The sequence below is a fragment of the Amycolatopsis sp. NPDC114484 genome (genome assembly GCF_055633755.1).
The window spans coordinates 38050-59793 of record NZ_JBVKDQ010000001.1; the positions used below are offsets into that span (position 1 = coordinate 38050).

General features: G+C 68.5%; 23 protein-coding genes. 11 read left to right on the top strand and 12 right to left on the bottom strand.

From position 1 onward, the window contains the following. Window positions 1–491 precede the first annotated feature (491 nt). Together ACZ7SW_RS00200 and ACZ7SW_RS00205 are read right to left on the bottom strand one after the other, a co-directional pair. Complete coding sequence (locus ACZ7SW_RS00200) at window positions 492–869, bottom strand: hypothetical protein (protein WP_470228253.1); 378 nt, start codon at window positions 867–869, stop codon at window positions 492–494. 58 nt (window positions 870–927) lie between these two features. Next, on the bottom strand, window positions 928–2118 hold the full coding sequence (locus ACZ7SW_RS00205; protein ID WP_470228254.1) for an RtcB family protein: 1191 nt from the start codon (window positions 2116–2118) through the stop codon (window positions 928–930). Window positions 2119–2407: 289 nt separating this feature from the next. Between ACZ7SW_RS00205 and ACZ7SW_RS00210 the strand changes: the two genes are divergently transcribed. Beyond that, window positions 2408–3583, top strand: coding sequence for a M48 family metallopeptidase (locus ACZ7SW_RS00210; protein WP_470228255.1), 1176 nt, complete (start codon window positions 2408–2410; stop codon window positions 3581–3583). 341 nt (window positions 3584–3924) lie between these two features. Beyond that, complete coding sequence (locus ACZ7SW_RS00215; protein ID WP_470228256.1) at window positions 3925–4698, top strand: hypothetical protein; 774 nt, start codon at window positions 3925–3927, stop codon at window positions 4696–4698. A gap of 122 nt (window positions 4699–4820) precedes the next feature. Here ACZ7SW_RS00215 and ACZ7SW_RS00220 read toward each other — a convergent pair whose 3' ends face one another. Beyond that, on the bottom strand, window positions 4821–5861 hold the full coding sequence (locus tag ACZ7SW_RS00220; protein ID WP_470228257.1) for an aspartate-semialdehyde dehydrogenase: 1041 nt from the start codon (window positions 5859–5861) through the stop codon (window positions 4821–4823). Then, on the bottom strand, window positions 5861–7126 hold the full coding sequence (locus ACZ7SW_RS00225) for an aspartate kinase (RefSeq protein WP_037808437.1): 1266 nt from the start codon (window positions 7124–7126) through the stop codon (window positions 5861–5863). The genes ACZ7SW_RS00220 and ACZ7SW_RS00225 overlap by 1 nt, the downstream gene beginning before the upstream one ends. A gap of 236 nt (window positions 7127–7362) precedes the next feature. On the opposite strand from ACZ7SW_RS00225, the gene ACZ7SW_RS00230 reads away from it, so the two are divergent. The 3 genes from ACZ7SW_RS00230 (at window position 7363) to ACZ7SW_RS00240 (ending at window position 9438) form a co-directional block, all read left to right on the top strand. Continuing rightward, entirely contained in the window at window positions 7363–7965 is a 603-nt protein-coding gene (locus tag ACZ7SW_RS00230; RefSeq protein WP_470228258.1) for a nitroreductase family protein, read from the top strand. 96 nt (window positions 7966–8061) lie between these two features. Beyond that, window positions 8062–8727: a hypothetical protein gene (locus ACZ7SW_RS00235; RefSeq protein WP_470228259.1), complete on the top strand. Its 666-nt coding sequence runs from the start codon at window positions 8062–8064 to the stop codon at window positions 8725–8727. A gap of 69 nt (window positions 8728–8796) precedes the next feature. Further along, window positions 8797–9438, top strand: coding sequence for a hypothetical protein (locus ACZ7SW_RS00240; protein ID WP_470228260.1), 642 nt, complete (start codon window positions 8797–8799; stop codon window positions 9436–9438). Here ACZ7SW_RS00240 and ACZ7SW_RS00245 read toward each other — a convergent pair whose 3' ends face one another. Continuing rightward, window positions 9439–9816 carry a hypothetical protein gene (locus tag ACZ7SW_RS00245; protein ID WP_470228261.1) on the bottom strand — a complete coding sequence of 126 codons (378 nt, stop codon included), beginning with the start codon at window positions 9814–9816 and terminating at the stop codon, window positions 9439–9441. It abuts the gene before it with no gap. A gap of 244 nt (window positions 9817–10060) precedes the next feature. Between ACZ7SW_RS00245 and leuA the strand changes: the two genes are divergently transcribed. Together leuA and ACZ7SW_RS00255 are read left to right on the top strand one after the other, a co-directional pair. Continuing rightward, complete coding sequence (leuA, locus tag ACZ7SW_RS00250; protein ID WP_470228262.1) at window positions 10061–11845, top strand: 2-isopropylmalate synthase; 1785 nt, start codon at window positions 10061–10063, stop codon at window positions 11843–11845. A gap of 10 nt (window positions 11846–11855) precedes the next feature. Continuing rightward, the gene (locus tag ACZ7SW_RS00255) at window positions 11856–12824 is read left to right on the top strand and encodes a helix-turn-helix transcriptional regulator (protein ID WP_470228263.1); all 969 of its coding nucleotides are present in this window, start codon (window positions 11856–11858) and stop codon (window positions 12822–12824) included. 48 nt (window positions 12825–12872) lie between these two features. Here ACZ7SW_RS00255 and ACZ7SW_RS00260 read toward each other — a convergent pair whose 3' ends face one another. Continuing rightward, window positions 12873–13790, bottom strand: coding sequence for an SDR family oxidoreductase (locus ACZ7SW_RS00260; RefSeq protein ID WP_470228264.1), 918 nt, complete (start codon window positions 13788–13790; stop codon window positions 12873–12875). A gap of 197 nt (window positions 13791–13987) precedes the next feature. On the opposite strand from ACZ7SW_RS00260, the gene ACZ7SW_RS00265 reads away from it, so the two are divergent. Beyond that, complete coding sequence (locus ACZ7SW_RS00265; protein ID WP_470228265.1) at window positions 13988–14416, top strand: DedA family protein; 429 nt, start codon at window positions 13988–13990, stop codon at window positions 14414–14416. Here the strand turns inward: ACZ7SW_RS00265 and ACZ7SW_RS00270 are convergent. Next, window positions 14370–15500, bottom strand: a complete 1131-nt coding sequence (locus tag ACZ7SW_RS00270) for a serine hydrolase domain-containing protein (protein WP_470228266.1) — start codon at window positions 15498–15500, stop codon at window positions 14370–14372. The two genes, ACZ7SW_RS00265 and ACZ7SW_RS00270, sit on opposite strands and share 47 nt — an antisense overlap. A gap of 64 nt (window positions 15501–15564) precedes the next feature. Here ACZ7SW_RS00270 and ACZ7SW_RS00275 point away from each other — a divergent pair, with 64 nt between their 5' ends. Continuing rightward, window positions 15565–16119, top strand: coding sequence for a TetR/AcrR family transcriptional regulator (locus ACZ7SW_RS00275; RefSeq protein ID WP_470228267.1), 555 nt, complete (start codon window positions 15565–15567; stop codon window positions 16117–16119). Here the strand turns inward: ACZ7SW_RS00275 and ACZ7SW_RS00280 are convergent. Next, window positions 16116–17021, bottom strand: coding sequence for a LysR family transcriptional regulator (locus ACZ7SW_RS00280; protein WP_378403968.1), 906 nt, complete (start codon window positions 17019–17021; stop codon window positions 16116–16118). The genes ACZ7SW_RS00275 and ACZ7SW_RS00280 overlap by 4 nt on opposite strands. 86 nt (window positions 17022–17107) lie before the next feature. Between ACZ7SW_RS00280 and ACZ7SW_RS00285 the strand changes: the two genes are divergently transcribed. Then, window positions 17108–18007, top strand: coding sequence for an EamA family transporter (locus tag ACZ7SW_RS00285; protein WP_470228268.1), 900 nt, complete (start codon window positions 17108–17110; stop codon window positions 18005–18007). Window positions 18008–18025: 18 nt separating this feature from the next. Here the strand turns inward: ACZ7SW_RS00285 and ACZ7SW_RS00290 are convergent, their stop codons facing one another. The 4 genes from ACZ7SW_RS00290 to ACZ7SW_RS00305 form a co-directional block, all read right to left on the bottom strand. After that, window positions 18026–18580, bottom strand: coding sequence for a hypothetical protein (locus tag ACZ7SW_RS00290; RefSeq protein WP_470228269.1), 555 nt, complete (start codon window positions 18578–18580; stop codon window positions 18026–18028). 246 nt (window positions 18581–18826) lie between these two features. Then, entirely contained in the window at window positions 18827–19477 is a 651-nt protein-coding gene (locus ACZ7SW_RS00295; RefSeq protein WP_470228270.1) for a DedA family protein, read from the bottom strand. A gap of 109 nt (window positions 19478–19586) precedes the next feature. Then, a complete protein-coding gene (locus ACZ7SW_RS00300) occupies window positions 19587–20780 on the bottom strand; it encodes an RNA polymerase sigma factor (protein WP_470228271.1) in 1194 nt (397 codons plus the stop codon). Further along, window positions 20777–21157 carry a YciI family protein gene (locus ACZ7SW_RS00305; protein ID WP_470228272.1) on the bottom strand — a complete coding sequence of 127 codons (381 nt, stop codon included), beginning with the start codon at window positions 21155–21157 and terminating at the stop codon, window positions 20777–20779. Before ACZ7SW_RS00305 ends, ACZ7SW_RS00300 begins: the two co-directional genes overlap by 4 nt. A gap of 102 nt (window positions 21158–21259) precedes the next feature. Here ACZ7SW_RS00305 and ACZ7SW_RS00310 point away from each other — a divergent pair, with 102 nt between their 5' ends. Next, window positions 21260–21682: a YybH family protein gene (locus tag ACZ7SW_RS00310; RefSeq protein WP_470228273.1), complete on the top strand. Its 423-nt coding sequence runs from the start codon at window positions 21260–21262 to the stop codon at window positions 21680–21682. The last annotated feature ends 62 nt before the right edge of the window (window positions 21683–21744 follow it).

The following is a 21744-nucleotide window of genomic DNA, read 5'->3' on the forward strand; positions in this document are numbered from 1 at the left end:
GGCCGATCGAGCCAAGCTAGGCCAAGCCAGGCCAGACCGAGCCAGGGCAAGGCGGGCCGACCGCGCCAGGCCGGGTCAGGCCAGACCGTGGCGTGGCGGGACGCGGCGGGACGGGACGTGGCCAGACCGAGCCAGGGCAGGGTAGGACGACCGCGCCAGGCCGGGCCAGACCGGGACGTGGCATGGCGGGGCGGGACGTGGCGGGGCGGGGCGGGGCGGACGTGGCGGCCAGAACGAGCCAGCGCAGGCCAGGCCCGGAGCAGGGCGAGCCGGGCCGGGCGGGCTGGGCCAAGCCAGGTCGGGCTAGACCGCACCGCACCGGTCCGGTCCGGTCCGGTCCGGCGCGGGGCGGTGCGGGCCGGGCGGGACGGGCAGGAAGGTCAGGTCAGGTCAGGTCGGGCCAGACCGCACCGGGCCGATCCGCGCCAGGCAGGTGCGGTGCGGTGCGGTGCAGTGCGGGGGCAGAACGGGCCAGGTCAGGGCACCGGAGATCAGGTGCAGGCTTTGCGCAGCCCGTCCAGCTTCTCCAGGTTCCGCTTCGTCCACCGGGCGATCACCCCGGCGTCCTCGAGGTGTTCCTTCTGCACCTGGACGTACGAGTCGGCCATGCCGAGGAGGGCGTTCTTGACGTCCTCCTCCTTGACGTTGGCCGCCAGTTCGCGCAGCCGCCGTTCCTTGTCCTGCGCGCGGGCCTTGAGCTTTTCGCCGTCCACCAACGGGTTCAGGTCCGCCAGCCCCAGCGCCTCGGTGCACGTGGAGACCTTGTCCACCGCGGAATTCGTCTCATTGACCGCCGAATCGACCTGGTCGCAGCCAGCCAGCAGCGTTCCGGCCGCCGCTAAAACGACCGCCGCCCCCCAGTTCTTCATGAACTTCAGGGTAGCGGGTCCCGCGGGCGGACCAGTCCGGTTCGCCCGCGGGAACTCCTCACCCCTTCACGCACACGACCTGCTTGAGGTGCGCGACCACCTCGACCAAGTCGGTCTGTGCCTTGATCACCGTCTCGATGTCCTTGTACGCGGACGGGATCTCGTCGACGACCCCGGTGTCCTTCCGGCATTCCACGCCCTCGGTCTGCGCGGCGAGGTCGGCGGCGGTGAACGTCTTGCGGGCCTTCGTCCGCGACATCCGCCGCCCGGCGCCGTGGGAAGCGGATTCGAACGACGCGGTGTTGCCGAGTCCGCGCACGATGTACGAGCCGGTTCCCATGCTGCCCGGGATGATCCCGAGGTCTCCGGAGCCGGCCCGGATCGCGCCCTTGCGGGTCACCAGCAGGTCGACGCCGTCGTAGGTTTCCTCGGCGACGTAGTTGTGGTGACACGAAATCGCGTCGTCGAAGCTGGTACCCGGGATCACCTCGGCGACCGCGAGCTTCACCAGCGCGATCATCGTCGCCCGGTTCCGCGCCGCGTAGTCCTGCGCCCAGAACAGATCGCGCCGGTAGGCCTGCATTTCCGGCGTGTCCGCGACGAACACCGACAGGTCGGGATCCGGCAGATCCCGGTTGTGCGGCAGTTTCCGCGCGATCGCCATGTGCCGCTCAGCGAGTTCCTTGCCGATGTTGCGCGAACCCGAATGCAGCATCAGCCAGACCCGGCCCTCGTCGGCTCCGCCCTGTTCGAGGCAGACCTCGATGAAGTGGTTGCCGCCGCCGAGGCTGCCGACCTGCAGGTGCGCCCGCTTGCGCAGGTCCTGGACGCCCTCGTGCAGGTCGCCGAACGCCTTCCAGAACGTGTCCCAGCCGCCGACGCCGTGCACCTTCGCGGTGTTGACCGGCGTCTTGTGCAGCCCGAACCCGACCGGCACCGCCGATTCGATCCGCTTGCGCAGCTTGCCGAGGTCGTCCGGCAGGTCGCTCGCGGTGAGCGAGGTCCGCACGGCGCTCATCCCGCAGCCGATGTCGACCCCGACCGCGGCGGGCGAGACGGCGTCGCGCATGGCGATGACACTGCCCACCGTCGCGCCCTTGCCGTAGTGGACGTCGGGCATCACCGCGACGCCGTGCACCCAGGGCAGATTGGCGACGTTGCGCAGCTGACGCATCGCTTGGTCTTCGACCGACGCGGGGTCTGCCCACATCCGGATCGGAACCCGCTCGCCGTCCACTGCCGTGTACATGACTTTCCTTTCCCAGAACGAAGTTTGCCCGCTCAGCATCCGGCACTCCGGCGCTGCCGACAACGGGTTTTTCGGACACCGGTGCATCGGTGAAACGAAATCGGCGCCTCCGTCGATAACGGGCTCGGACGACCGGTTCGCCCAGGGTGCCGGTCATGGGGAGGATTCCGTTTTTCCATGAAGTACTCGTCGCGAGCGTTGCTCGCTGTCTTGCTGCTGGCCGGTTTTCCGGTACTGGTGCTCGCCGTCGCCGGGTCGCTGATCTGGCTGGAGATCGCCGCGTTCCAGCATGCTCGGCACCCGGCCGCCAGACGAGATTTACCTGGTGCCCCAGGTCAACGCCGGGGTGAACGAGGAGACGCACTGGGTCGGGCTGCGGGTGCGGCGCCGCCGGATGTTCATCGGCGCGCAGCTTTTCGCCGGGATGCGGGTCAGCCAGCTCCGGGCCATTCTCGGGCACGAACTCGGCCACTGCAGCAATCGCCACACCCGGTTCGCCGGCGCGACCTATCGGGGACGGCAGACGATCGGTCGAGTCGTGAATGGACTCCACCGCTCGAGGTGGTCGGCCCGGATGGTGCGGCCGATCTTCAGCACGTACGTCGCGATGTACTTCCGGGTCTCGGCGCGCGTGAGCCAGCAACAGGAACTCGCCGCGGACACCTCCTCCGCGCGGGCTGCGGGCACCACGGCCGCGACCACCGCGTTGCGCGAGGTCGCAGTCCTCGACGCGGCCTGGTGGCTGTTCCTGAACGACTACGCGACGATCGCCTGGTCCTCCGGATATCTGCCGCAGCGGATGGCCGAGGGCTACCAACTGCTGCTCGCCGACGAAAAACGCGCGGAGGAAATGGCTTCCCTGCGGGAGAATCCGCCGTCGCGGCCGGCCTCGAAGTACGACAGCCACCCGCCGATCTCCGAACGGATCGCGCTGCTGGAAGCCGCGCCGGACATCCCTGTGCCGTCGGGCGGCGAGCGACCCGCGACGGATCTCCTCCGCAACGGACCTGCGCTGCTCGAAGCGGCACTGGCGACCGGTCTGGCGGAGGGCGCGGCCTCGAAGAAGAAGCTCGACTGGGCCAGCCTGGTCGACGTCGGGATGCGCGACTCCACTCAGGCCGAGGCACTGCGGATTCGCCGCGGCCGAAGCCTCGACGAACTGCTCGACCTGCTCGACGCCGGACGCCTTGAGGACCTCGCCGATCCCGAGCACGCCGCACCGGCGGGGGCCGGGTTGCGGGCGAAACGCGAGTTCTACCGGCAATCAGTCCACAGCAGACTGTCCATTGTGGTGCACGCACAGCTCGCCAAAGCCGGTGCGGCTCAGTGGGAATTGTCCTGGTCCGGGCCAGCGAAGCTGGTACTGGCCGAACCGTATGCCACCGAACTGGATCCCGCCGTTGACGCGGCGATCGACGGGGACACCACCGCGCTCCGCGCGTTGCTCGCCCCGGTTCACTCCTGAGGAGGAAATCCCCTTGCTGGGACTTATCAAGCTCTACACCGTTCCGAAGTATCGCCGGATGATGAAGGCGGTCGCGAAAGACGCTAAGCAGCGCGGAATGAGCACTTTCGACTTCATGGACACCCTCAAACAGGAGGACATGGCCCGGTACCTCACGCCGCCGCTCAAGCAGACCGACGTCGCCCGTTTCGGCCTGCCCCCGGACGACGAGATCACCGAAGACCGGCTGCTGCCCCGAACCGCTTCGCGCCGCCCGAGACGCCTATCGCGCCGGAGAATGGCAGCCTGCTGCCGACTTGCTGGCCGAGATCGGTACGGACTGGGACCTCCGCAGTACTGCGGTGAGCGTCCTTTCCGAGGTCGCGGCCGACGACGACACCGCGTTGAAAGCCTGGCGCGCCGCCCGGCCCGACGACGCGGACGCCGCCATCGTCCACGCGGACTCGCTCACGAATGTGGCCTGGCAGATTCGGACCGGGCAGCGGGCGAGCAGGGTCAGCGCGGAGCAATTCGCCGGTTTCCGGCGGGTCCTCGAACAGGCCGACGAAGCCTGCCAGATCGCTGCGAAACTCGCGCCGGAAGAACCGACGCCGTGGGAGAAACGGTGCTCGATCGCGATGGGCCGCCAGTATTCGCGCGACGATTTCCGCGAAATATGGGTTGGTGTTATGGAGCGCGACCCGCTGCACGGCAACGCACACCGCCGCGCGATGCAGTACTGGTGCGCGAAATGGTTCGGCTCGCACGAACTGATGTGGGAATTCGCCGAGGAAGGCGCGGCGAAACACCCGAAGCTGGCCTGGCTGCCACTGGCGGCGGCCTTCGAACTGTGGGCCGCGGACGTCAAGGACCCGTGGCAGGACAAGCGGGTCGAGCAAGCGCTCGACACCCTGCTGCCCTGGCTCGACGGCGAGGGCCGGGATACGCCGGGGGCCCGTGAAGCCCGCGCGTTCGCCGCCCGCGCGCTGGTGGAACTGAAGCGCGGCGACGAAGCGATCGAGCAGTTCCGCCACCTCGGCGCGCACGCGGACGGCTCCGTGTGGTCCTACCACGCGTTCGGCTCCGTGCACGAGTTCCGGAAGATCCGGAGCCGGGCCTGTCGGGTGGCCAAGTAGCGGGGGCCAGTCCTTTGGCCGGGTTGCCGACCGGTGGCGGTGTCCGCGGCGTTCAGCCGCGCCGGGAAAAGTGAAAACCGCCCAGCCCCGACGCACGGGACTGGGCGGTTTCGCTTGTCAGCTCAGCGGTTCTGCGCCACCAGCTCGGCGATCTGCACGGTGTTCAGCGCCGCCCCCTTGCGGAGGTTGTCGGCGGAGACGAACAGCGCCAGGCCGCGGCCGTCCGGGACGCCCGGGTCGGTGCGGATGCGCCCGACCAGGCTCGGGTCGATGCCGGCGGCCTGCAGCGGCGTCGGCACGTCCGCCAGTTGCACGCCCGGCGCGGTCGACAGCAGTTCCGTCGCCCGCTCGACCGACAGCGGCCGTTCGAATTCGACGTTCACCGACAGCGAGTGCCCGGTGAACACCGGGACCCGCACGCACGTGCCCGAAACCAGCAGGTCGGGAATGCCGAGGATCTTCCGGCTTTCGTTGCGCAGCTTCTGTTCCTCGTCCGTCTCGAACGTGCCGTCGTCCACAATGGACCCGGCCATCGGCAGGACGTTGAACGCGATCGGCGCGACATACTTGGCCGGGGCCGGGAATTCGACCGCCGAACCGTCGTGGGTGAGCGAGGCCGCGCGCGAGGCGACCGCGTTCACCTGCGCGGCGAGTTCGTCGACGCCGGCCAGGCCGCTGCCGGAGACTGCCTGGTAGGTGCTCGCGATGATCCGGACCAGACCGGCTTCGTCGTGCAGCGGCTTGAGCACCGGCATCGCGGCCATCGTGGTGCAGTTGGGGTTCGCGATGATCCCCTTGCGCGCGTCCTTGATCGCTTCCGGGTTGACCTCGCTGACGACCAGCGGCACGTCCGGGTCGCGGCGGAACGCCGACGAGTTGTCGACCACGATCGCGCCCGCCTCGGCGAACCGCGGCGCCTGTTCGCGCGAAGTCGCGCCGCCCGCGGAGAACAGCGCGATGTCCAAACCGGACAGATCAGCGGTCGCGGTGTCCTCGACGGTGATTTCCTCGCCGCGCCACGGCAACGTGCGTCCCGCCGAGCGGGCCGAGGCGAAGTACCGGATCTGCTCGACCGGGAAGTCCCGCTCGTCGAGCAGCTTGCGCATCACGGCACCGACCTGGCCGGTAGCCCCGACCACGCCAACCCGAAGACCCCGCGCCATCAGCGACCACTCCCCGCGTAGACGACGGCTTCCTCGTCGCCGCCCAGTTCGAACGCCTCGTGGATCGCGCGCACGGCCTCGTCCAGCTGCGCGTCGCGGATCAGCACCGAAATGCGGATCTCCGAGGTGTTGATGATTTCGATGTTCACGCCCGCGTTGGCCAGCGCCTCGCAGAACGTCGCCGTGACGCCCGGGTGCGAGCGCATCCCGGCGCCGACGAGCGACACCTTGCCGACGTGGTCGTCGTACAGGACCGACTCGAAGCCGATCTCCGCCTTGATCTTCTCGAGTTCCTTGACCGCCTTGGCCCCGTTGGCCTTCGACAGCGTGAAGGTGATGTCGGTGCGGCCGGACGACGTGCTGGACACGTTCTGCAGCACCATGTCGATGTCGATCTCGGCGTCGGCGACGACCCGGAAGATCTTGCCCGCGGCCCCGGCGTGGTCCGGCACGCCGGTCACGGTGATCTTCGCTTCCGAGCGGTCGTGTGCCACACCGGTGATCAGCGCTTGTTCCACGGGGATCTCCTCGATCGATCCGGCCACCGTGGTGCCCGGCTTGTCGCTGTAGGAAGAACGGACTCGGATCGGCACGCCGTAGCGGCGCGCGTACTCGACCGAACGCAGGTGCAGGATCTTCGATCCGCTCGCCGCGAGCTCCAGCATCTCCTCGTACGGGATGGTGTCGAGCTTCTTGGCGTCCGGCACGATCCGCGGGTCGGCCGAATACACACCGTCCACATCGGAATAGATCTCGCAGACGTCCGCGTTCAGCGCGGCGGCGAGCGCCACCGCGGTGGTGTCGGAACCGCCGCGGCCGAGCGTCGTGATGTCCTTGGTGTCCTGTGCCACGCCTTGGAAACCGGCCACCAGCGCGACGTAACCCTGCTCCAGCGCCTCGGTGACGCGGCTCGGAGTGACGTCGATGATGCGCGCGTTGCCGTGCACCGACGTGGTGACCACGCCCGCTTGGGAACCGGTGAACGACCAGGCCTGCGCGCCTTGGGCGGAAATCGCCATCGCGACCAATGAATTCGAGATGCGCTCACCGGCGGTGAGCAGCATGTCCATTTCCCGCTCCGGCGGCGCCGGGTTCACCTGCTGCGCCAGATCGAGCAGCTCATCAGTGGTGTCGCCCATCGCCGAGCACACGACGACCACGTCGTTGCCCGCCTTCTTGGTCGCGACGATCCGTTCTGCCACGCGCTTGATCCGGTCGGCACTTTCCAGCGACGATCCGCCGTACTTCTGGACCACGAGGGCCACGCCCGAACCTCCTTGACGGGCCGGGGCGTACTCCTTGGAGGGCACCGAGGAGCGCCCACGGCCCTTCATTTGGAGAAGAGCCTACCGGCGCGAACGGCGCTCGCCACCCCATCGAGTGGTCCGCCACGGCCCGTTCGGAGCGTTTGGAAGTAAATTTTCCTTAACGCCAGGGGAAAGCTCGAAGCCCTTCCTCCGGAGTGACGGAGAGCACTCCCGGTCGTACTACGGTTCGCCGCATGCGCAAACCAGCCGAGACGAGCGTCCCCGTCGCGCCGGCCATCGCCGAGCGCTGGAGCCCGCGGGCCTACGACGAGACCGCCGAGATCACCGACCCCCAGCTGACCGCATTGCTCGAAGCCGCCAGGTGGGCACCGTCTTTCGGCAACACCCAGCCGGCGCGCTACCTCGTCGGCCGCCGAGGCGATCCCGTCTTCCCGCGCCTGCTCGCAACACTGAACTCCGGGAACCAGGCGTGGGCGTTCCGGGCGAGCGCGCTGCTGATCGGCGTGATGGTCACCACGAACGAGAAGGGCGAGGTGCCCTACACCGACTACGGACTGGGCTTGGCGACCGAGAACCTCGTCCTGCAGGCGGTCGAACTCGGCCTGATCGCGCACCAGATGGCGGGCTTCTCGCCGGACGCGGTCCGCGCGGAGTTCGGCCTGCCGGATGAGGCGGTGGCCAGGGTGGCGATCGCCGTCGGATCGCCCGCTGACGCTTCGGTACTGGAGGACCCGCGACGCATCGAACGAGAACTCGCCCCACGGCGACGGCTGCCGCTCGAGGAGTTCGCCTTCGGGGACGAATGGGGGTCTCCGGCACTTGTGACCGATCCGTGAGCATTTGAGGGAACCGGCGCCCCGCTTCTGAGGTCAGATAGGCACCAAACCGGTCAGGCCACTGAATCGGTAGGAGATTCCTCAAGGAGTGACGAGATGCGTACTGGCGTGCCGGTTTTGATGGCGGTTTCCGCAACGGCGATGGCGTTCGCGCTGTCCGGGTGTTCCAGTTCGGACGCCAAGGGTGACGCCACCCCGGCGATCGCGACGCCGCCCGCCTCCTCGGCCGCCCCGTCGTCGGCGAGCCCGTCCTCCTCGTCCGCGGGCAGTGCCTCCTCGGCCGACTACACCAAGCAGGGCACGAAGCTCAAAATCGGCGAGAAGGCCGTGGTGCCGTTCAAGTCGCAGAAGAACACCGGCGCGATCGGCGTGACGGTGACCGGCATCGACAAGGGCGTCGAGGCTGACCTGGCTCCGCTGAAGCTCGGCGACCGAGCCAAGGGGATGACGCCGTACTACATCCAGGTCAAGGTGACGAACGAGACCGGATCGGACTTCGCCTACAGCTCCCTGGGCCTGATGAACGGCCTGCTCGCGGACGGCACCAGCGGCCCGCACGTGTCGGTGATCGGCAAGTTCGAGAAGTGCGACAGCGGCAACTCGGGCAAGGCGTTCACCACGAAGGGCGCGTCGTACACCAGCTGCGTGCTGGCGCTGGCTCCGGCTGGTGCAGAGGTCAAGGGCGCTAGCTACGGAGCTAGCACTTACCGGGACCTGGCCCCGAACACCGACTACGGCAAGGACGCAGTGACCTGGCAGTAAGCTCGGCGCGATACCGCCGCGGGGCGTCAGCCGAGGGCTGACGCCCCTTTCGCGTTCTGGGGAGAACTGATGTCCGGCAGAAGACCGATCGTCTTGGTGGCGGCGTTGGCGTTCGCACTGTCCGCGTGTTCGAGCGCGGCCGACGCGCCGCCGCCGGGCACCGCCCCGGCCTCAGCGCCCGCTTCGACCTCGGCACCTGCCTCGACCAGCGCGCCCGCGCGGCCGAAGATCGCCTACACCAAGCCGGGAACGAAGCTCAAAATCGGCGAGAAGGCCGTGGTGCCGTTCACGACCGACTCCTCGCCTGTCGGCGCGGTCGGCATCACGGTGACCCGCATCGACCGGGGCACCGAGGCGGAACTGGCCAAGATGAATCTCGGCGACGACCTCACCGGACTGGTGCCGTTCTACGTCCGGTTCACCGTGTCGAACGAGACCGGCGACGACTTCTCCACCCCCCGGGCGTGGGGCGTGAGCGGCCTGCTCAAGGACGGGTCCGAAGGCAGGATGACCCTGCCCCCGGACTCGCCGGAGTGCCACAGCGAAGCCGTCGACGGCTTCACGGTCAAAGGCGCGACCTACGGCGCCTGCAAGATGGAACTGGCCGCGCCCGGCACCACGGTGACCGGCGCGAAGTACCACGACGACTCTTTCGCCTGGCTGGCCAAGGGCACGGACTACCGGGAAAAGCCGATCGTCTGGCAGCCGTGATCAGGCGCCAGCGCCTCCGACGCGACGGATGATCTTCGCGAGAATCCCCGACACAACCAGCCAGAACACCGCCGCGATGCCGTAGTTCACCAGCACCCGCAGCTTCGCGTCGCCAGGCGTGAACAGGTCCTTGAAGCCGAGCGAAAGCCCGTCGGCCCAGCTGCGGACGAACGAGACGATTCCGTTGCCCTGGTTGGCCTCGCCGATGACGAAAATCACGTGCAGCACCAAGACCGCGGCGAACAGCAGCCCTGCCCAGCGCACGAGCGACGCGATGAAAGACACCGCGCGCTCACGAGTGCGCCGCCAGTCCACCGGGGTGCGCTGGGGACGCGCCTTCGCCTCGGTTTCCTGCGCTTGTTCCGCGTGCTCGCCCATGCCGGGCAGTCTGGCACGTCGCCTCGCGGCCCGCTACCCGCTAGTAACAGGTATCAGCCACCCGACGTAACAGTTCGATCGCGACGGGCGGCTTTCCTTTCGGCGCGCCGGGTGGTTACAGTGACCCCGTGGCGCGTGAACTCCTGCTTCGCTGCCGCGACGGGGCCTGATCTGACCGGCTCCTCGTCGCGGGGCTTTGTGGTGCCGGTCGTCCGCACCGATCCGTTCAGGAGATTTTCCCGCGATGAGCACCGACCCCCGCACCACTAATTCCCGTCTGCGCACGCCCTCTCGTCCCGCGCCCGCCGGACAGCCCTCGTGGAACCCGCAGCGCGGCACGTCCATGCCGGTTCACCGTTACCGCCCCTGGTACGACGTCGTCGAGAACATCGACGTACCCGACCGCACCTGGCCGGACAAGCGCATCGAGCGCGCGCCGCTGTGGTGTGCGGTCGACCTGCGCGACGGCAACCAGGCACTGATCGACCCGATGTCGCCCGCGCGCAAGCGCAAGTTCTTCGACCTGCTGGTCCGCATGGGCTACAAGGAGATCGAGGTCGGCTTCCCGGCCGCGTCGCAGACCGACTTCGACTTCGTGCGCGAGATCATCGAAGAGGGCGCGATCCCGGACGACGTGCACATCCAGGTGCTGACCCAGTGCCGCCCCGAGCTGATCGAGCGCACCTTCAAGGCGCTCGAAGGCGCGCCGCGGGCGATCGTCCACATCTACAACTCGACGTCGATCCTGCAGCGCCGCGTGGTGTTCCGCGAGGAGCGCGAGGGCATCAAGAAGATCGCCACCTCGGCCGCGGAAATGGTCGTCGAGCTGGCGGCGAAGCAGCCCGACACCGACTTCCGCTTCCAGTACTCGCCCGAGTCCTACACCGGCACCGAGCTGTCCTACGCGCTCGAGGTGTGCAACGCGGTCACCGAAATCTGGCAGCCGACGCCGCGGAAGCCGGTGATCCTGAACCTGCCGGCGACCGTCGAGATGGCGACGCCGAACGTCTACGCCGACTCGATCGAGTGGATGAGCCGCAACCTGGAGCGCCGCGATTCGGTGATCCTGTCGCTGCACCCGCACAACGACCGCGGCACCGGCATCGCCGCCGCCGAACTGGGCTACCAGGCGGGCGCGGACCGGATCGAGGGCTGCCTGTTCGGCAACGGCGAGCGCACCGGCAACGTCGACCTGGTCGCGCTGGGCATGAACCTCTACAGCCAGGGCATCGACCCGCAGATCGACTTCTCCGACATGGACGAGATCAAGCGGACCGTCGAGTACTGCAACCAGCTGCCCGTCCCGGAACGCTCGCCGTGGGGCGGCGACCTGGTGTTCACCGCCTTCTCCGGCAGCCACCAGGACGCGATCAACAAGGGCCTCGACGCGATGAAGGACGCCGCGGACTCCAACGGCGTCCCGGTCGACGAGCACCCGTGGGAGGTCCCGTACCTGCCGATCGACCCGAAGGACGTCGGCCGCACCTACGAGGCCGTGATCCGGGTGAACTCGCAGTCCGGCAAGGGCGGCGTCGCCTACATCATGAAGGCCGAGCACCAGCTCGACCTGCCGCGCCGGCTGCAGATGGAGTTCTCGAAGGTCATCCAGGCCTACACCGACACCGAGGGCGGCGAGGTCGACCCGGCCACCATGTGGCGCGCGTTCTCGGCCGAGTACCTGGAGGCGAAGACCCCGCTGGAGCTGATCAAGCAGCGGGTCACCGACAACGGCGGCGGCGAGTACGACCTCGAGGCCACGGTGAAGGTCGAGGGCGACGAGCACGAGATCACCGGCCGCGGCAACGGGCCGATCGCCGCGTTCTTCGACGCGCTGTCCACTGTGGGCTACGACCTGCGGCTCCTGGACTACAGCGAGCACACGCTGAGCCCTGGCGACGACTCGCGCGCCGCGTCCTACATCGAATGTGCGATCTCCGACCGGGTGTTCTGGGGCATCGGTGTCGACCCGTCGATCGTCACCGCTTCGCTGCGGGCTGTGGTGAGCGCGGTCAACCGGGCGAACCGCTGACTGACGACTGATGCGGGCTGAACGCTTGGTCGCGCTTCTCTTTACGCTGCACCGCAAACGCGCGGGCACTGTCGGAGAGCTAGCCGGAGAACTGGGCGTGACCGAGCGGACGCTGCGGCGCGATCTCGCCGCGTTGCGCGAAGCCGGCGTGCCGCTCTGGAGTGAACCAGGGCGGCACGGCGGCATCCGGCTCGTCGACGGCTGGCGTTCTCGGCTCGACGGCCTCACCTCTCGGGAGGCTGTCGCACTGCTGGCCCTCGACGTCCCGGACGCGCTGGCTGGGCTCGGCCTCGGCACCGCAGTGGCCGCCGCGCACGCGAAAGTGTCCGCGAGCATGCCAGCTCAGCTGCAGGAACAGGCCCGGACGGTCGCCGGGCGCTTTCATCTCGACGCCTCCGCCTGGTTCAGCTCGCCAGATGACACCGCCGCGCTGCCGATGGTCGCGAAGGCGGTGTGGACCCAGCGACAGCTCGACGTGCGCTATCGGCGGCGCGACAAAGTCACCCGGCGAACGCTCGATCCGCTGGGGCTCGTGTTGAAAGCCGGGGTTTGGTACCTGGTGGCGCGGGTCGGGGAAGACCTGCGGACGTATCGCGTCTCCCGGTTGACGGCGGTCGCCGAAACCGGTGAAACCTTTGCGCGCCCGGAAGAATTCTCGCTCGCTGATTGGTGGCGCGCGTCGTCGGCGGAGTTCGAGAAGATGCCGCTGCCGTTGAAGGTGACGGCTCGGCTCGATCGGTCCGCGGCGGGTGCGTTGCGGCGGGTTTTCGGGCCGGAGCACGTGAACGAGGTGCTGGTGTCGCTCGGCCCGAAGGACGACGACGGGTGGGCCGAGGCCGAGTTCGCCATGGAGGGCAAGGAAGTCGCCGTCGGACAGCTGGTTTCCCTCGGCCCCGGCGTCGAGGTGCTGTCCCCGCCGGAGATCCGCGCCGCGGTCGCGGAGTTCGGTCAGGCGCTCGCCGACCGCAACCGTCCGTGAGGGGAACCCTGAGGGAATCTGATTCCCTCAGGGTTCCCCTCACGGACGTCAGCGGTAGCCGGTGGCGTCGGCGGGTTTTCCGGGCTCCTGGACCTCCTCGATGTACCGCCACGCGTCCGGTCGGCTGCCGTCCACGTCGTCGATCTCGTAGACCTTCGCCAGCTGTCCGCTGGAAACCGTCTGACCGTTCCAGCGGTGCCGATCCGCGTCGGCGGCGAGTGCGACGACTGTGCGGCCGGAGAAGGTCGGCGATTCCGAGATCGCGAAATGCGGTTCGCGGACTGTCGCGTCGCGCCAGTTTTCCTCGGTGACCTCGAAGATCTCCAGCATCGCCTCCGAACGCAGCCATCCCGGCGTGAACGCGATCGCGGTGCAGTCGTGCGCCTTCAGCTCAGCCGCCTCGCCGACGGCCAGGACGTTGATCGCCGCCTTGGCCAGGTAGTACGGCAGCGACGTGCCCTCGCGGTACTTCGCGTTGTACTCGGCGGTGCCGTCGGTCAACTCGATCACGAGCCCGCCCGGACGGCGGATGACCAGCGGAAACAGATGGTGGCTCGTGATCAGGTGGGCGTCGAGGGACAGCCGCATCATCCGCAGGCTGGCGTCCAGCGAGTGCTCCCAGATCGGTTTGCCCCACTCCAGATAGCGGTCGCCGCCCCAGATGCCGTCGACCAGGATGTCGAGACCGCCGTGCTCGGCGTCGATCCGCTGGGCGAGCGCGGCGACCTCGTCGCTCACCAGATGGTCGACCCGCAGCGCGCTTCCCTTGCCGCCGGCGGCTTCGATCTGGTCCAGAGTGTCCTCAATGGTCTCCGGACGGTCCACTTCGGACCGTCCGGCGCGCGTCGTGCGGCCGGTGACGTACACGTACGCCCCGGCCCGGCCCAGTTCGACCGCGATCGCCCGGCTCGCCCCGCGCGTGCCGCCCGCCACGAGCGCGACCTTGCCGGCCAGTTCCCCGCTCATTCCGTTCGTCCCCTTTCTCTCGGTGGACCACCAGCGTGCGCGCGAACCCTGACATCCTCTGTCCGGGTTTCTGTGTTTGATTGCCCCGGCTCCGCCGGGGCGCCGAGATCGCCGGGGAGCCGGTTTCTTCCCTCCCGATTTCGCCCGGCCCTGGGGCCGGGCGAAATCGCTCAGTCCAGAAACCGGCGCGATCTCGGGTGTTGCCCACCGAGGTGACGCTGCTCGGCATGGGTGTGGCCGCCGCGCAGCACGGGACGTCGCTGGCTGTCGTGATCGCCCGGCTGGGCCGTCGCCGCAAGCTGGCCGCCGGGCCGAACTGGCTCGACGGACGCCTGCGACGGCACCCGCGGCCGGTCCTGGTGGTCGCGCGGTGGCTGACTTCCGGCGGGACAGTCGGTGCGCTGCTGGCGGGTTCATTGCGGTGGCGATTTACCGAATTTCTGACCGCGTCCGCGGTGGGCGTGCTGCTGTGGACGTCGTACGTCGCGTTTCTCGGCTACGCCGGTGGCCAGCTGGTTGCCGAGCCTGGGCTGAGCTTGGCGTTGTCGCTGACCATCGCGGTATTGCTCGGCTCGGCGATCACGATCGGGATTCGACAGCACGGAGCGCCGAGTACAGCGCCCTGATCAGCGGTTCGTTCTCCGGAGCGGCTGCGGCGGGGAACGGGATCCGGCGGCGGGTGTAGCCGTAGGCGATGCCATTGCGGGGGTCGGCGAACGCCTGCTGACCGCCCGCGCCGCTGTGGCCGAAGCTGCCCTGGCCAAGTTCCGGGTAACGCTCGCCGGTGGCGTGGAATCCGATGCCGAACGCCTTGTGCTCGCGCAACACCACGTCGTGCCCGATGGACTGGATCTGCGCGAACTCGGCGGCGATTTCCGGCTTCAGCAATGGCGGTTCACCGTCGAGCGGGCTGATCGCGGCCGCGTACATCCGGGCCAGACCGCGGGCCGAGGCGACACCGCCGAACGACGCCGAGCCGAGCCGTCGGACTTCCGGGAGGTTCGGCAGTTCCCACACCTCCGGACCGTCCGGATGGTGCCGGTTGAACGCGATGCCCTGGAGGCTGTTCGCGGCGGGCAGCGGGAGCTGCCGTTCGGGAGTCAGCACCATCGGTTGCGTGGCAACGAAGCGCGGCTCCAGTTCAGCGGGCAGGCCGAGGTGAAAGTCCACTGTGTACGGATCGCGGACGCGGTCGGCGAAGTTTTCCTGGAGGGTGCGGCCGGTGGCCCGGCGGACGACTTCGCCGCTGAGCGCACCGATTACCAGTGCGTGGTAACCGAATGCGGTGCCGGGCCGCCAGAACGGACGTTGGCGAGCTAAGCGTTCGGCGACGACGTGATCGTCTGCGAGTTCCGCGCGGCTGAAGCCTTCGTCGGAGCCGACCAGGCCGGCTCGGTGCGCCAGGAGTTCTCGCAGGGTGACGTCTTGTTTGCCTTCGGCGGCGAACTCCGGCCAGTAGTGACTCACTCGCTGGTCCAGATCCAGCACGCCGTCCTGAACCAGCAGCGCGACGGTCAGATGCGCCGCCCCTTTCGCCGCGGAGTACGCGCCGAGCAGGGAATCCCCGTCGATGTCTTCGCCGGTCCAAAGGTCGACTACTTGCTCGCCGTGGTGGTACGCCGACAGTTGCGCGGATCCGTCGGCTACTGCCGCGAACTCGTCTCGCACCGGTTCGAAGCCGGACTTCACGGCACCTTGGATGTCTGCCATGCCACCACGCTACACCTATTTCTAACCATTGGTCACTAATCCTGTCTCGGTAGAGTCCCCGACTATGACTCGACCGCGGCCCGGCCGTCCCGCACAGCTCGATCGCGAGCGGATCGTCGACGCGGCGTTGTCCGCCGGGAACCTCGACACGCTGACCATGCGCGAGCTGGCCGCGCGGCTCGGCGTGACGCATGGCGCGCTCTACCGCTGGGTCGCCAATCGGGACGCGCTGTTCGATCTGGTCAGCGAGGTGGTGCTGGATCGGGTGCTTCCCGCGGAGGAGCCGCCGCGACGGTCTTGGCGGCCGTGGCTCGCGAAGGTCGCGTGGGCGATGCACGATCAGTTCCTCGCGGTACCCGGCTATGCGAGTCGATTGTCCCGGCCGCATCGGCATAACGCGGATTCCTTCGGCCGCCTGCGCGCCCAGGTGGTCACGGCGTTTACCAATGCCGGAGTGCGACCGGAACTGGCCGAACAGAGCTGGTACATCTTCATCACCTGCACGGTCAGCTGGCTCGCCGTCCGGGAAAACCCGCTCGACCTCGGGCCGGACGCACCGCGGTTCGAGCTTTTCCTCGACACGTTGCTGCGAGGTCTGCCCGCCCGGGAACCCAGCTAGGTCGTGAGCGCGGCTACTTCGGCACGCATTTCGTCGATCACGGTCGCGACCGCCGGACGGTTCGCCGCACCGGTGCGGCACACCACTTCCACCAGCCGCGCCGCGCGGATTCCGGCCAGCGGGCGGCCGACCAGACCGCTGCCCCGCCGAGTGTCCATTGTGTACCGAGGCATCAGCGCGATCCCGTGCCCGGCCGCGACGAGCCGTTCGGTGATGCGGAAATCGTTGATGCGCTGGACGATCTGCGGCCGCACCCCGGTGCGCACGGTCAGCGAGCGGAGGACGTCGTCGACCGGGAAGCCGTGGTCCACCGAGATCCAGCGTTCGTCCGCGAGATCGGCGAGGCCGACGCGGCGGTTGCGGGCGAGCCGGTGGCCGACCGGGAGGGCGACGTCCAGGGGTTCGCGCAGCAACGGGACCACGTCGAGACGTTCGGTGTCGAACTCGGCCGCGTGCTCGTCGCGGTGAGCGACGACGACGTCGTAGTCGGCGACCAGGCCCGGCACCTGCGGCGGGACCATGTCGACGTCGCGGACGTCGACCTCGAGGTTCTCGTGCTGGCCGATGCGGCGCAGCAGGCCAGGCAGGAGCATCAGGCCGGCGGACTGGAAGATCGCGATCCGCACGCGTCCGCGCGGGGCGCTGCGGTAGGTGTCCAGCTCCGCTTCGGCCCGGTCCAGCGCGGCCAGCACGTCGTCGGCGCGGGCGACGAGCGCGCGGCCGGCGTCGGTGAGCCGAAGCCCGCGACCAGCCGGTTCGGTGAGCGCGATGCCGACCTCCGCCTGCAACGCGCGCAACTGCTGCGAGATCGCCGACGGCGTGCAGTGCAACGCCTGAGCGGCGGCGGTGACGCTGCCCCGATCGGCGAATTCGCGCAGCGTCCGAAGCCTGCCCAAGTCCATCCGGGCAGTGTATGTGAAGCAACGCTACACAGTCAGTGCAGTTATTCTCGCTGGTGCTTCAAAGTTCGCCTAGGCACAGTTGAGGCATGGCCATCCGGGACCGTCTGCTCGCTGTGTTCGTCGCCGTCTTGTGGGGCCTCAACTTCATTGCGATCCACGCCACACTCGGCCAGTTCCCGCCGATGTTCGCGGGCGCGCTGCGGTTCCTGCTGATCGCCGTCCCGACGGTTTTCCTCGTGCCGTGGCCGCGGGTGAAGCTGCGGTACCTCCTCGGCTACGGGCTCGGGTTCGGCACCGGACAGTTCGCGTTCCTGTTCGTCGCGATGCACCTGGGCATGCCGACCGGGCTGGCGTCGCTGGTGCTGCAGGCGTCGGCGCCGTTCACCGTGCTGCTGGGCGCGGTGCTGCTGCGGGAACGCGTTTCCGGACGGCAGCTGGCCGGGATCCTGCTCGCGGTCGCGGGCATGACGGCGATCGCCTGGCAGCAGTCCGCCCACGCCGCGCTGGTGCCGGTGGTGCTGACCTTGCTGGCCGCGCTGAGCTGGGCGATCGGCAACCTGAGCATGCGCCGCGCGGAGCCGGACAACCCGCTGCACCTGACGCTGTGGATGTCGGTGGTTCCGCCGCTGCCGATGCTGGCGCTGTCGAGCATCTTCGAGGGCCCCGGAGCGGCGTGGCACTCGCTGGCGACGCTCGGCACCAAGACCGGCCTGATCGGCCTCGCGGGGCTGGCGTACGTGGTGATCTTCGGGACGGTCATCGGGTCCGGCATCTGGACCACCCTGATGCGCCGCAACCCGGCGGGCGTGGTCGCGCCGTTCTCACTGCTGGTGCCGGTGGTGGGGCTGACGGCGTCGTTCTTCATCCTCGGCGAGGTGCCGACGGTCCTGACCCTGGTCGCGGCGGCGGTGGTGATCGGCGGGGTTTTGCTGGGGTCGCTGCGGCGGAAGCCCTCGGTTACGCCGGAGGAATTGCTGCCGGTGTGAGGGTCACCGGCCGGGGCCTCAGCCGCCCGTCTCTTCCTGGCGGGCGCTATTTGTCGGGCCGTGTGGTCGCGACGCGAGTCGCCCCCGACGGGCCGCGCCTTTGGGCGTGAAGACGAACCTGTCGATGAACCTCGCCCCGCCATAGCGAGTCGCTAACAGCAGTGACTCCGGCTCGTCAGACGGCCAGGTGGCGTCTGCTCCTGGCTCGGTTCCGCTCCCGAGGTGGAAGAAGACAAGCGGGTCGTCGAGGTGCGCGGTGCCGTAAGCGAACGTCTTCGCGAAAACCGGGTCGGATCCGCCGAGGAGTACCGACGGTGGCCCGACCTCGGCGAGGACTTCGCTGTGGCTCCGGTCGTGGGCGCACCACGACCGCATCTGGTTTCGGATGCGGTCGTAGTCCACTCGGGACAGCGCATTGTCCAGGGTGAGCCAGCCGCGGCGGTGCGCGATCTCGGCGTAAACCGACGCCATGATGTGCGAGTCCCTCTCGCCCATGACGAGTTCGACCGCACCGCTCACCCCGGTGGAGACGAACGCTTCCCGCGCCCGGAGCTCGGTCAGGTCATCGGCCAAGAGCTGCTCACCTCCGTCGACGAACGCGACGGCATCGAGAAACAGAAGGAGCGCGCTTTCCCCGCCATACATGCCAGGCCGGCGAAGGGCGGAGTTCAACTGGTGAAGCAGATAGTCGCGGACATCGCCGATTGTGCGGCTCGTACCGTGGCCACTGGTCATCGTTCGCTCTCTGTTCGGTTGCCCGGGAACAGAAAACCCCCGGCGAGTCCGAAGACTCACCGGGGGATTTCAGGGGCGAAAACTTCAGGCCACCGCGTCGTTCTTCTCGTCCGACGACGAGGCCGACTCCGCGGCGTGGCGCGCCATGCGCTTCTTCAGCACCAGCGTCACCACCACGCCGATCACCAGCGCCGCTGCCAGGCCTGCCCACTGGAAGCCCTTCAGCCACTTGTCGGCGACCACGCCCAGGTAGTAGATGAGCGCCGTCGTGCCGCCCGCCCACACGATGCCGCCGAGGGCGTTCGCGATCAGGAAGCGCGGGTAGTGCATGTTGAGCGACCCCGCGAGCGGGCCGGCCAGGATGCGCAGCACCGCGACGAAGCGGCCGAAGAACACGGCCCACATACCGCGTTTGTGGAACATCCTTTCGGCACTCGCGATGTGATCGGGGCCGAAATGTTTGGGGAACTTCCGGCCCGCCCACGCGAACAGCCGTTTCCCGCCCTTGCGGCCGATCAGGTATCCGATGCTGTCGCCGATGATCGCGCCCGCGGTGGCCAGCGCGCCGATCCACACCGGGTTCAGCCCGCTGTGCGACGACGCCAGCAGCGCCGCGCTCACCAGCACGATCTCCCCCGGCAGCGGGATGCCCAGGCTTTCGACCATCACCACCAAGCCCACCAACAGGTAGACCGAGAGCGGAGGGATCGCCTCCAGCACGTGGTCGATGTTCACTGCCTACCCCCTTGTGATCCGTGCCTGGTCTCCGCAGGGTACCCAGCTCGCGGGGGTTCTCGCGTCCACCTGGAGTCGGGGGTGGGGTCCGTCTTCCGACAGGGGTTTTTCAGGATTTTTCCGACATAACACGCAAAGCGCGCGATTCGAAGTACTCCCGTTCCGGCAGGCTCAAGGTGCGTTGGGCGGCGCGGACGTAGCAATCGCGGGCGCCTCGCGGGTCGTCGGACAGCTCCAGAAGATGTGCACGGACCACGTCGGCGCGGTAGTGGTCTATCTCGGCGGCGTCCAGTTCGCTCAGCGCGAGCTCCGGGCCCTCGACGCGGGCGAGCGCGACCAGCCGGTTGAGGGTGACTATCGGGCCGGGGGCGATCTGCTGGAGAAGGTCGTACAGCACCAAGATCTGCGGCCAGTCGGTGGCGTCGGCGGTCGGGGCTTCGTCGTGCACGGCGGCGATCGCGGCCTGCAGTTGGTACGGGCCGACCGGGGTGGTCGCCAGCGCGTGTTCGATGAGCGCGCTGCCTTCGGCGATCGCGGACGCGTCCCAGAGCGAGCGGTCTTGTTCGGCCAGCGGCACCGGGATTCCGTCCCGGCCAGTGCGGGCCGGACGGCGGGCGTCGGTGAGCAGCATGAGGGCGAGCAGTCCGGCGACCTCGCCGTCGACAGGCAGCAGTGCGTGCAGTTGCCGGGTGAGCCGGATGGCCTCGGCGGTCAGTTCGACACGGTTCACCTCGCTGCCGGAGCTGGCGGTGTGGCCTTCGGTGAACACCAGATACAGCACTTGCAAAACCGCGGCGACGCGCTCCGGCAGTTCGTCCCGCGGCGGTAGGGCGAACTCCGCACCGCGCAGTTTGTGTTTCGCCCGGCTGATCCGCTGGCCGATCGTCGGCTCCGGGACGAGGTAGGCCCGCGCGATCTCCGCAGTGGTCAAGCCGCCGACGGCGCGCAAGGTGAGAGCCACTTGCGACGGGCGGGTCAACGCGGGATGGCAGCAGAGCAACAACAGGGTGAGAGTGTCGTCCTGCTGCTGCACGAGTTCGAAGGACGGCGGTTCCAGCGCGGCCACCGTTTCCTCACGACGGATGCGGGCGGCTTCGTTGCGCCACATCTCGATCCGCCGGCGCGAGGCAGTAGTGATGAGCCAGGCCTTCGGATTGTCCGGAACACCGTCCTTCGGCCACTGCACGGCGGCGGCGAGCAGGGCCTCCTGCACGGCGTCCTCGCATTTGCCGAAATCGCCGTAGCGGCGCACGAGCGCGGTCAGCACCTGCGGAATGGCCTCGCGCAGGACGCGGTCGATCACAGCTCGAAGTCCACGTCGCCGGTCAGCCCCATCACCGGCCGCACCTCGATCGTCGCGTACGGGGCCTCCGGGATCCGCGCGGCGATCTCCAGCGCGCGGGCCTCCGAATCGCATTCCAGCAGGTAGAACCCGGCGAGCTGTTCCTTGATCTCGGCGAACGGGCCGTCGGTGGTGCTCACGCCGCCGGTGCGGACGTGGACCTGCTTCGTCAGCTCCGGCGCGGCCAGCCGTTCGGACACGATCCGCTCGCCGGTTCCGGCCAGCTCCTCGTGGAACCGCTGGTAGGCACGCAGCCCCTCGGCCTTCTGCTCGTCGGACATCCCCGCCCAGGCCGCGCGCGACGCCGGGTTGCCGTAGATCAGGACCAGATACTTCATCGGAAGCCTCCTCGAAAAAGTTTTCTACCCCTGATGTCGAAGCCGCGCGGACGGCTTCGACGTCCCGGACGTAACAACCATCCGGGAAAAGGAGAACACAAAATGTCCGAGAACGAGATCCGCGACCTGCTGGCCGAGCGCACCGCCGCGATGCACGCCAAGGACGCGCAACGGGTCGTCGCGAGCTACGCCGAGAAGGCGGTCAAGTTCGATCTCGCCCCGCCGCTGCGCACGACCGGTGCTTCCGCGGAGTACGTCACGCAGTGGTTCAGCACCTTCGACGGGCCGATTTCCTACACCTACCACGACGAGGAGATCACCGTGTCCGGCGAGCTGGCGGTGGTGACGGCGCTGGCGAAGCTGACCGCGACGCCGCGGGGCCAGAGCGAATCGTTCACCCTCTGGTTCCGCGCCACGCTTGCCTTGCAGCGCAAGGAAAACAGCTGGCTGATCACGCACGAGCACGTTTCGACGCCGTTCCACATGGACGGTTCGTTCCGCGCCGCCGTCGATCTCCAGCCCTGAAAGCCGTGAGGGGAACCCCTGAGGGAATCTGATTCCCTCAGGGTTCCCCTCACGGACGGACG

Coding starts and splice junctions, on each gene's coding strand:
- ACZ7SW_RS00200 (WP_470228253.1), bottom strand. CDS start 869: ATGAAGAACTGGGGGGCGGCGGTCGTTTTAGCGGCGGCCGGAACGCTG.
- ACZ7SW_RS00205 (WP_470228254.1), bottom strand. CDS start 2,118: ATGTACACGGCAGTGGACGGCGAGCGGGTTCCGATCCGGATGTGGGCA.
- ACZ7SW_RS00210 (WP_470228255.1), top strand. CDS start 2,408: ATGCTCGGCACCCGGCCGCCAGACGAGATTTACCTGGTGCCCCAGGTC.
- ACZ7SW_RS00220 (WP_470228257.1), bottom strand. CDS start 5,861: ATGGCGCGGGGTCTTCGGGTTGGCGTGGTCGGGGCTACCGGCCAGGTC.
- ACZ7SW_RS00230 (WP_470228258.1), top strand. CDS start 7,363: ATGCGCAAACCAGCCGAGACGAGCGTCCCCGTCGCGCCGGCCATCGCC.
- ACZ7SW_RS00235 (WP_470228259.1), top strand. CDS start 8,062: ATGCGTACTGGCGTGCCGGTTTTGATGGCGGTTTCCGCAACGGCGATG.
- ACZ7SW_RS00240 (WP_470228260.1), top strand. CDS start 8,797: ATGTCCGGCAGAAGACCGATCGTCTTGGTGGCGGCGTTGGCGTTCGCA.
- ACZ7SW_RS00245 (WP_470228261.1), bottom strand. CDS start 9,816: ATGGGCGAGCACGCGGAACAAGCGCAGGAAACCGAGGCGAAGGCGCGT.
- leuA (WP_470228262.1), top strand. CDS start 10,061: ATGAGCACCGACCCCCGCACCACTAATTCCCGTCTGCGCACGCCCTCT.
- ACZ7SW_RS00255 (WP_470228263.1), top strand. CDS start 11,856: ATGCGGGCTGAACGCTTGGTCGCGCTTCTCTTTACGCTGCACCGCAAA.
- ACZ7SW_RS00260 (WP_470228264.1), bottom strand. CDS start 13,790: ATGAGCGGGGAACTGGCCGGCAAGGTCGCGCTCGTGGCGGGCGGCACG.
- ACZ7SW_RS00270 (WP_470228266.1), bottom strand. CDS start 15,500: ATGGCAGACATCCAAGGTGCCGTGAAGTCCGGCTTCGAACCGGTGCGA.
- ACZ7SW_RS00275 (WP_470228267.1), top strand. CDS start 15,565: ATGACTCGACCGCGGCCCGGCCGTCCCGCACAGCTCGATCGCGAGCGG.
- ACZ7SW_RS00280 (WP_378403968.1), bottom strand. CDS start 17,021: ATGGACTTGGGCAGGCTTCGGACGCTGCGCGAATTCGCCGATCGGGGC.
- ACZ7SW_RS00285 (WP_470228268.1), top strand. CDS start 17,108: ATGGCCATCCGGGACCGTCTGCTCGCTGTGTTCGTCGCCGTCTTGTGG.
- ACZ7SW_RS00305 (WP_470228272.1), bottom strand. CDS start 21,157: ATGAAGTATCTGGTCCTGATCTACGGCAACCCGGCGTCGCGCGCGGCC.
- ACZ7SW_RS00310 (WP_470228273.1), top strand. CDS start 21,260: ATGTCCGAGAACGAGATCCGCGACCTGCTGGCCGAGCGCACCGCCGCG.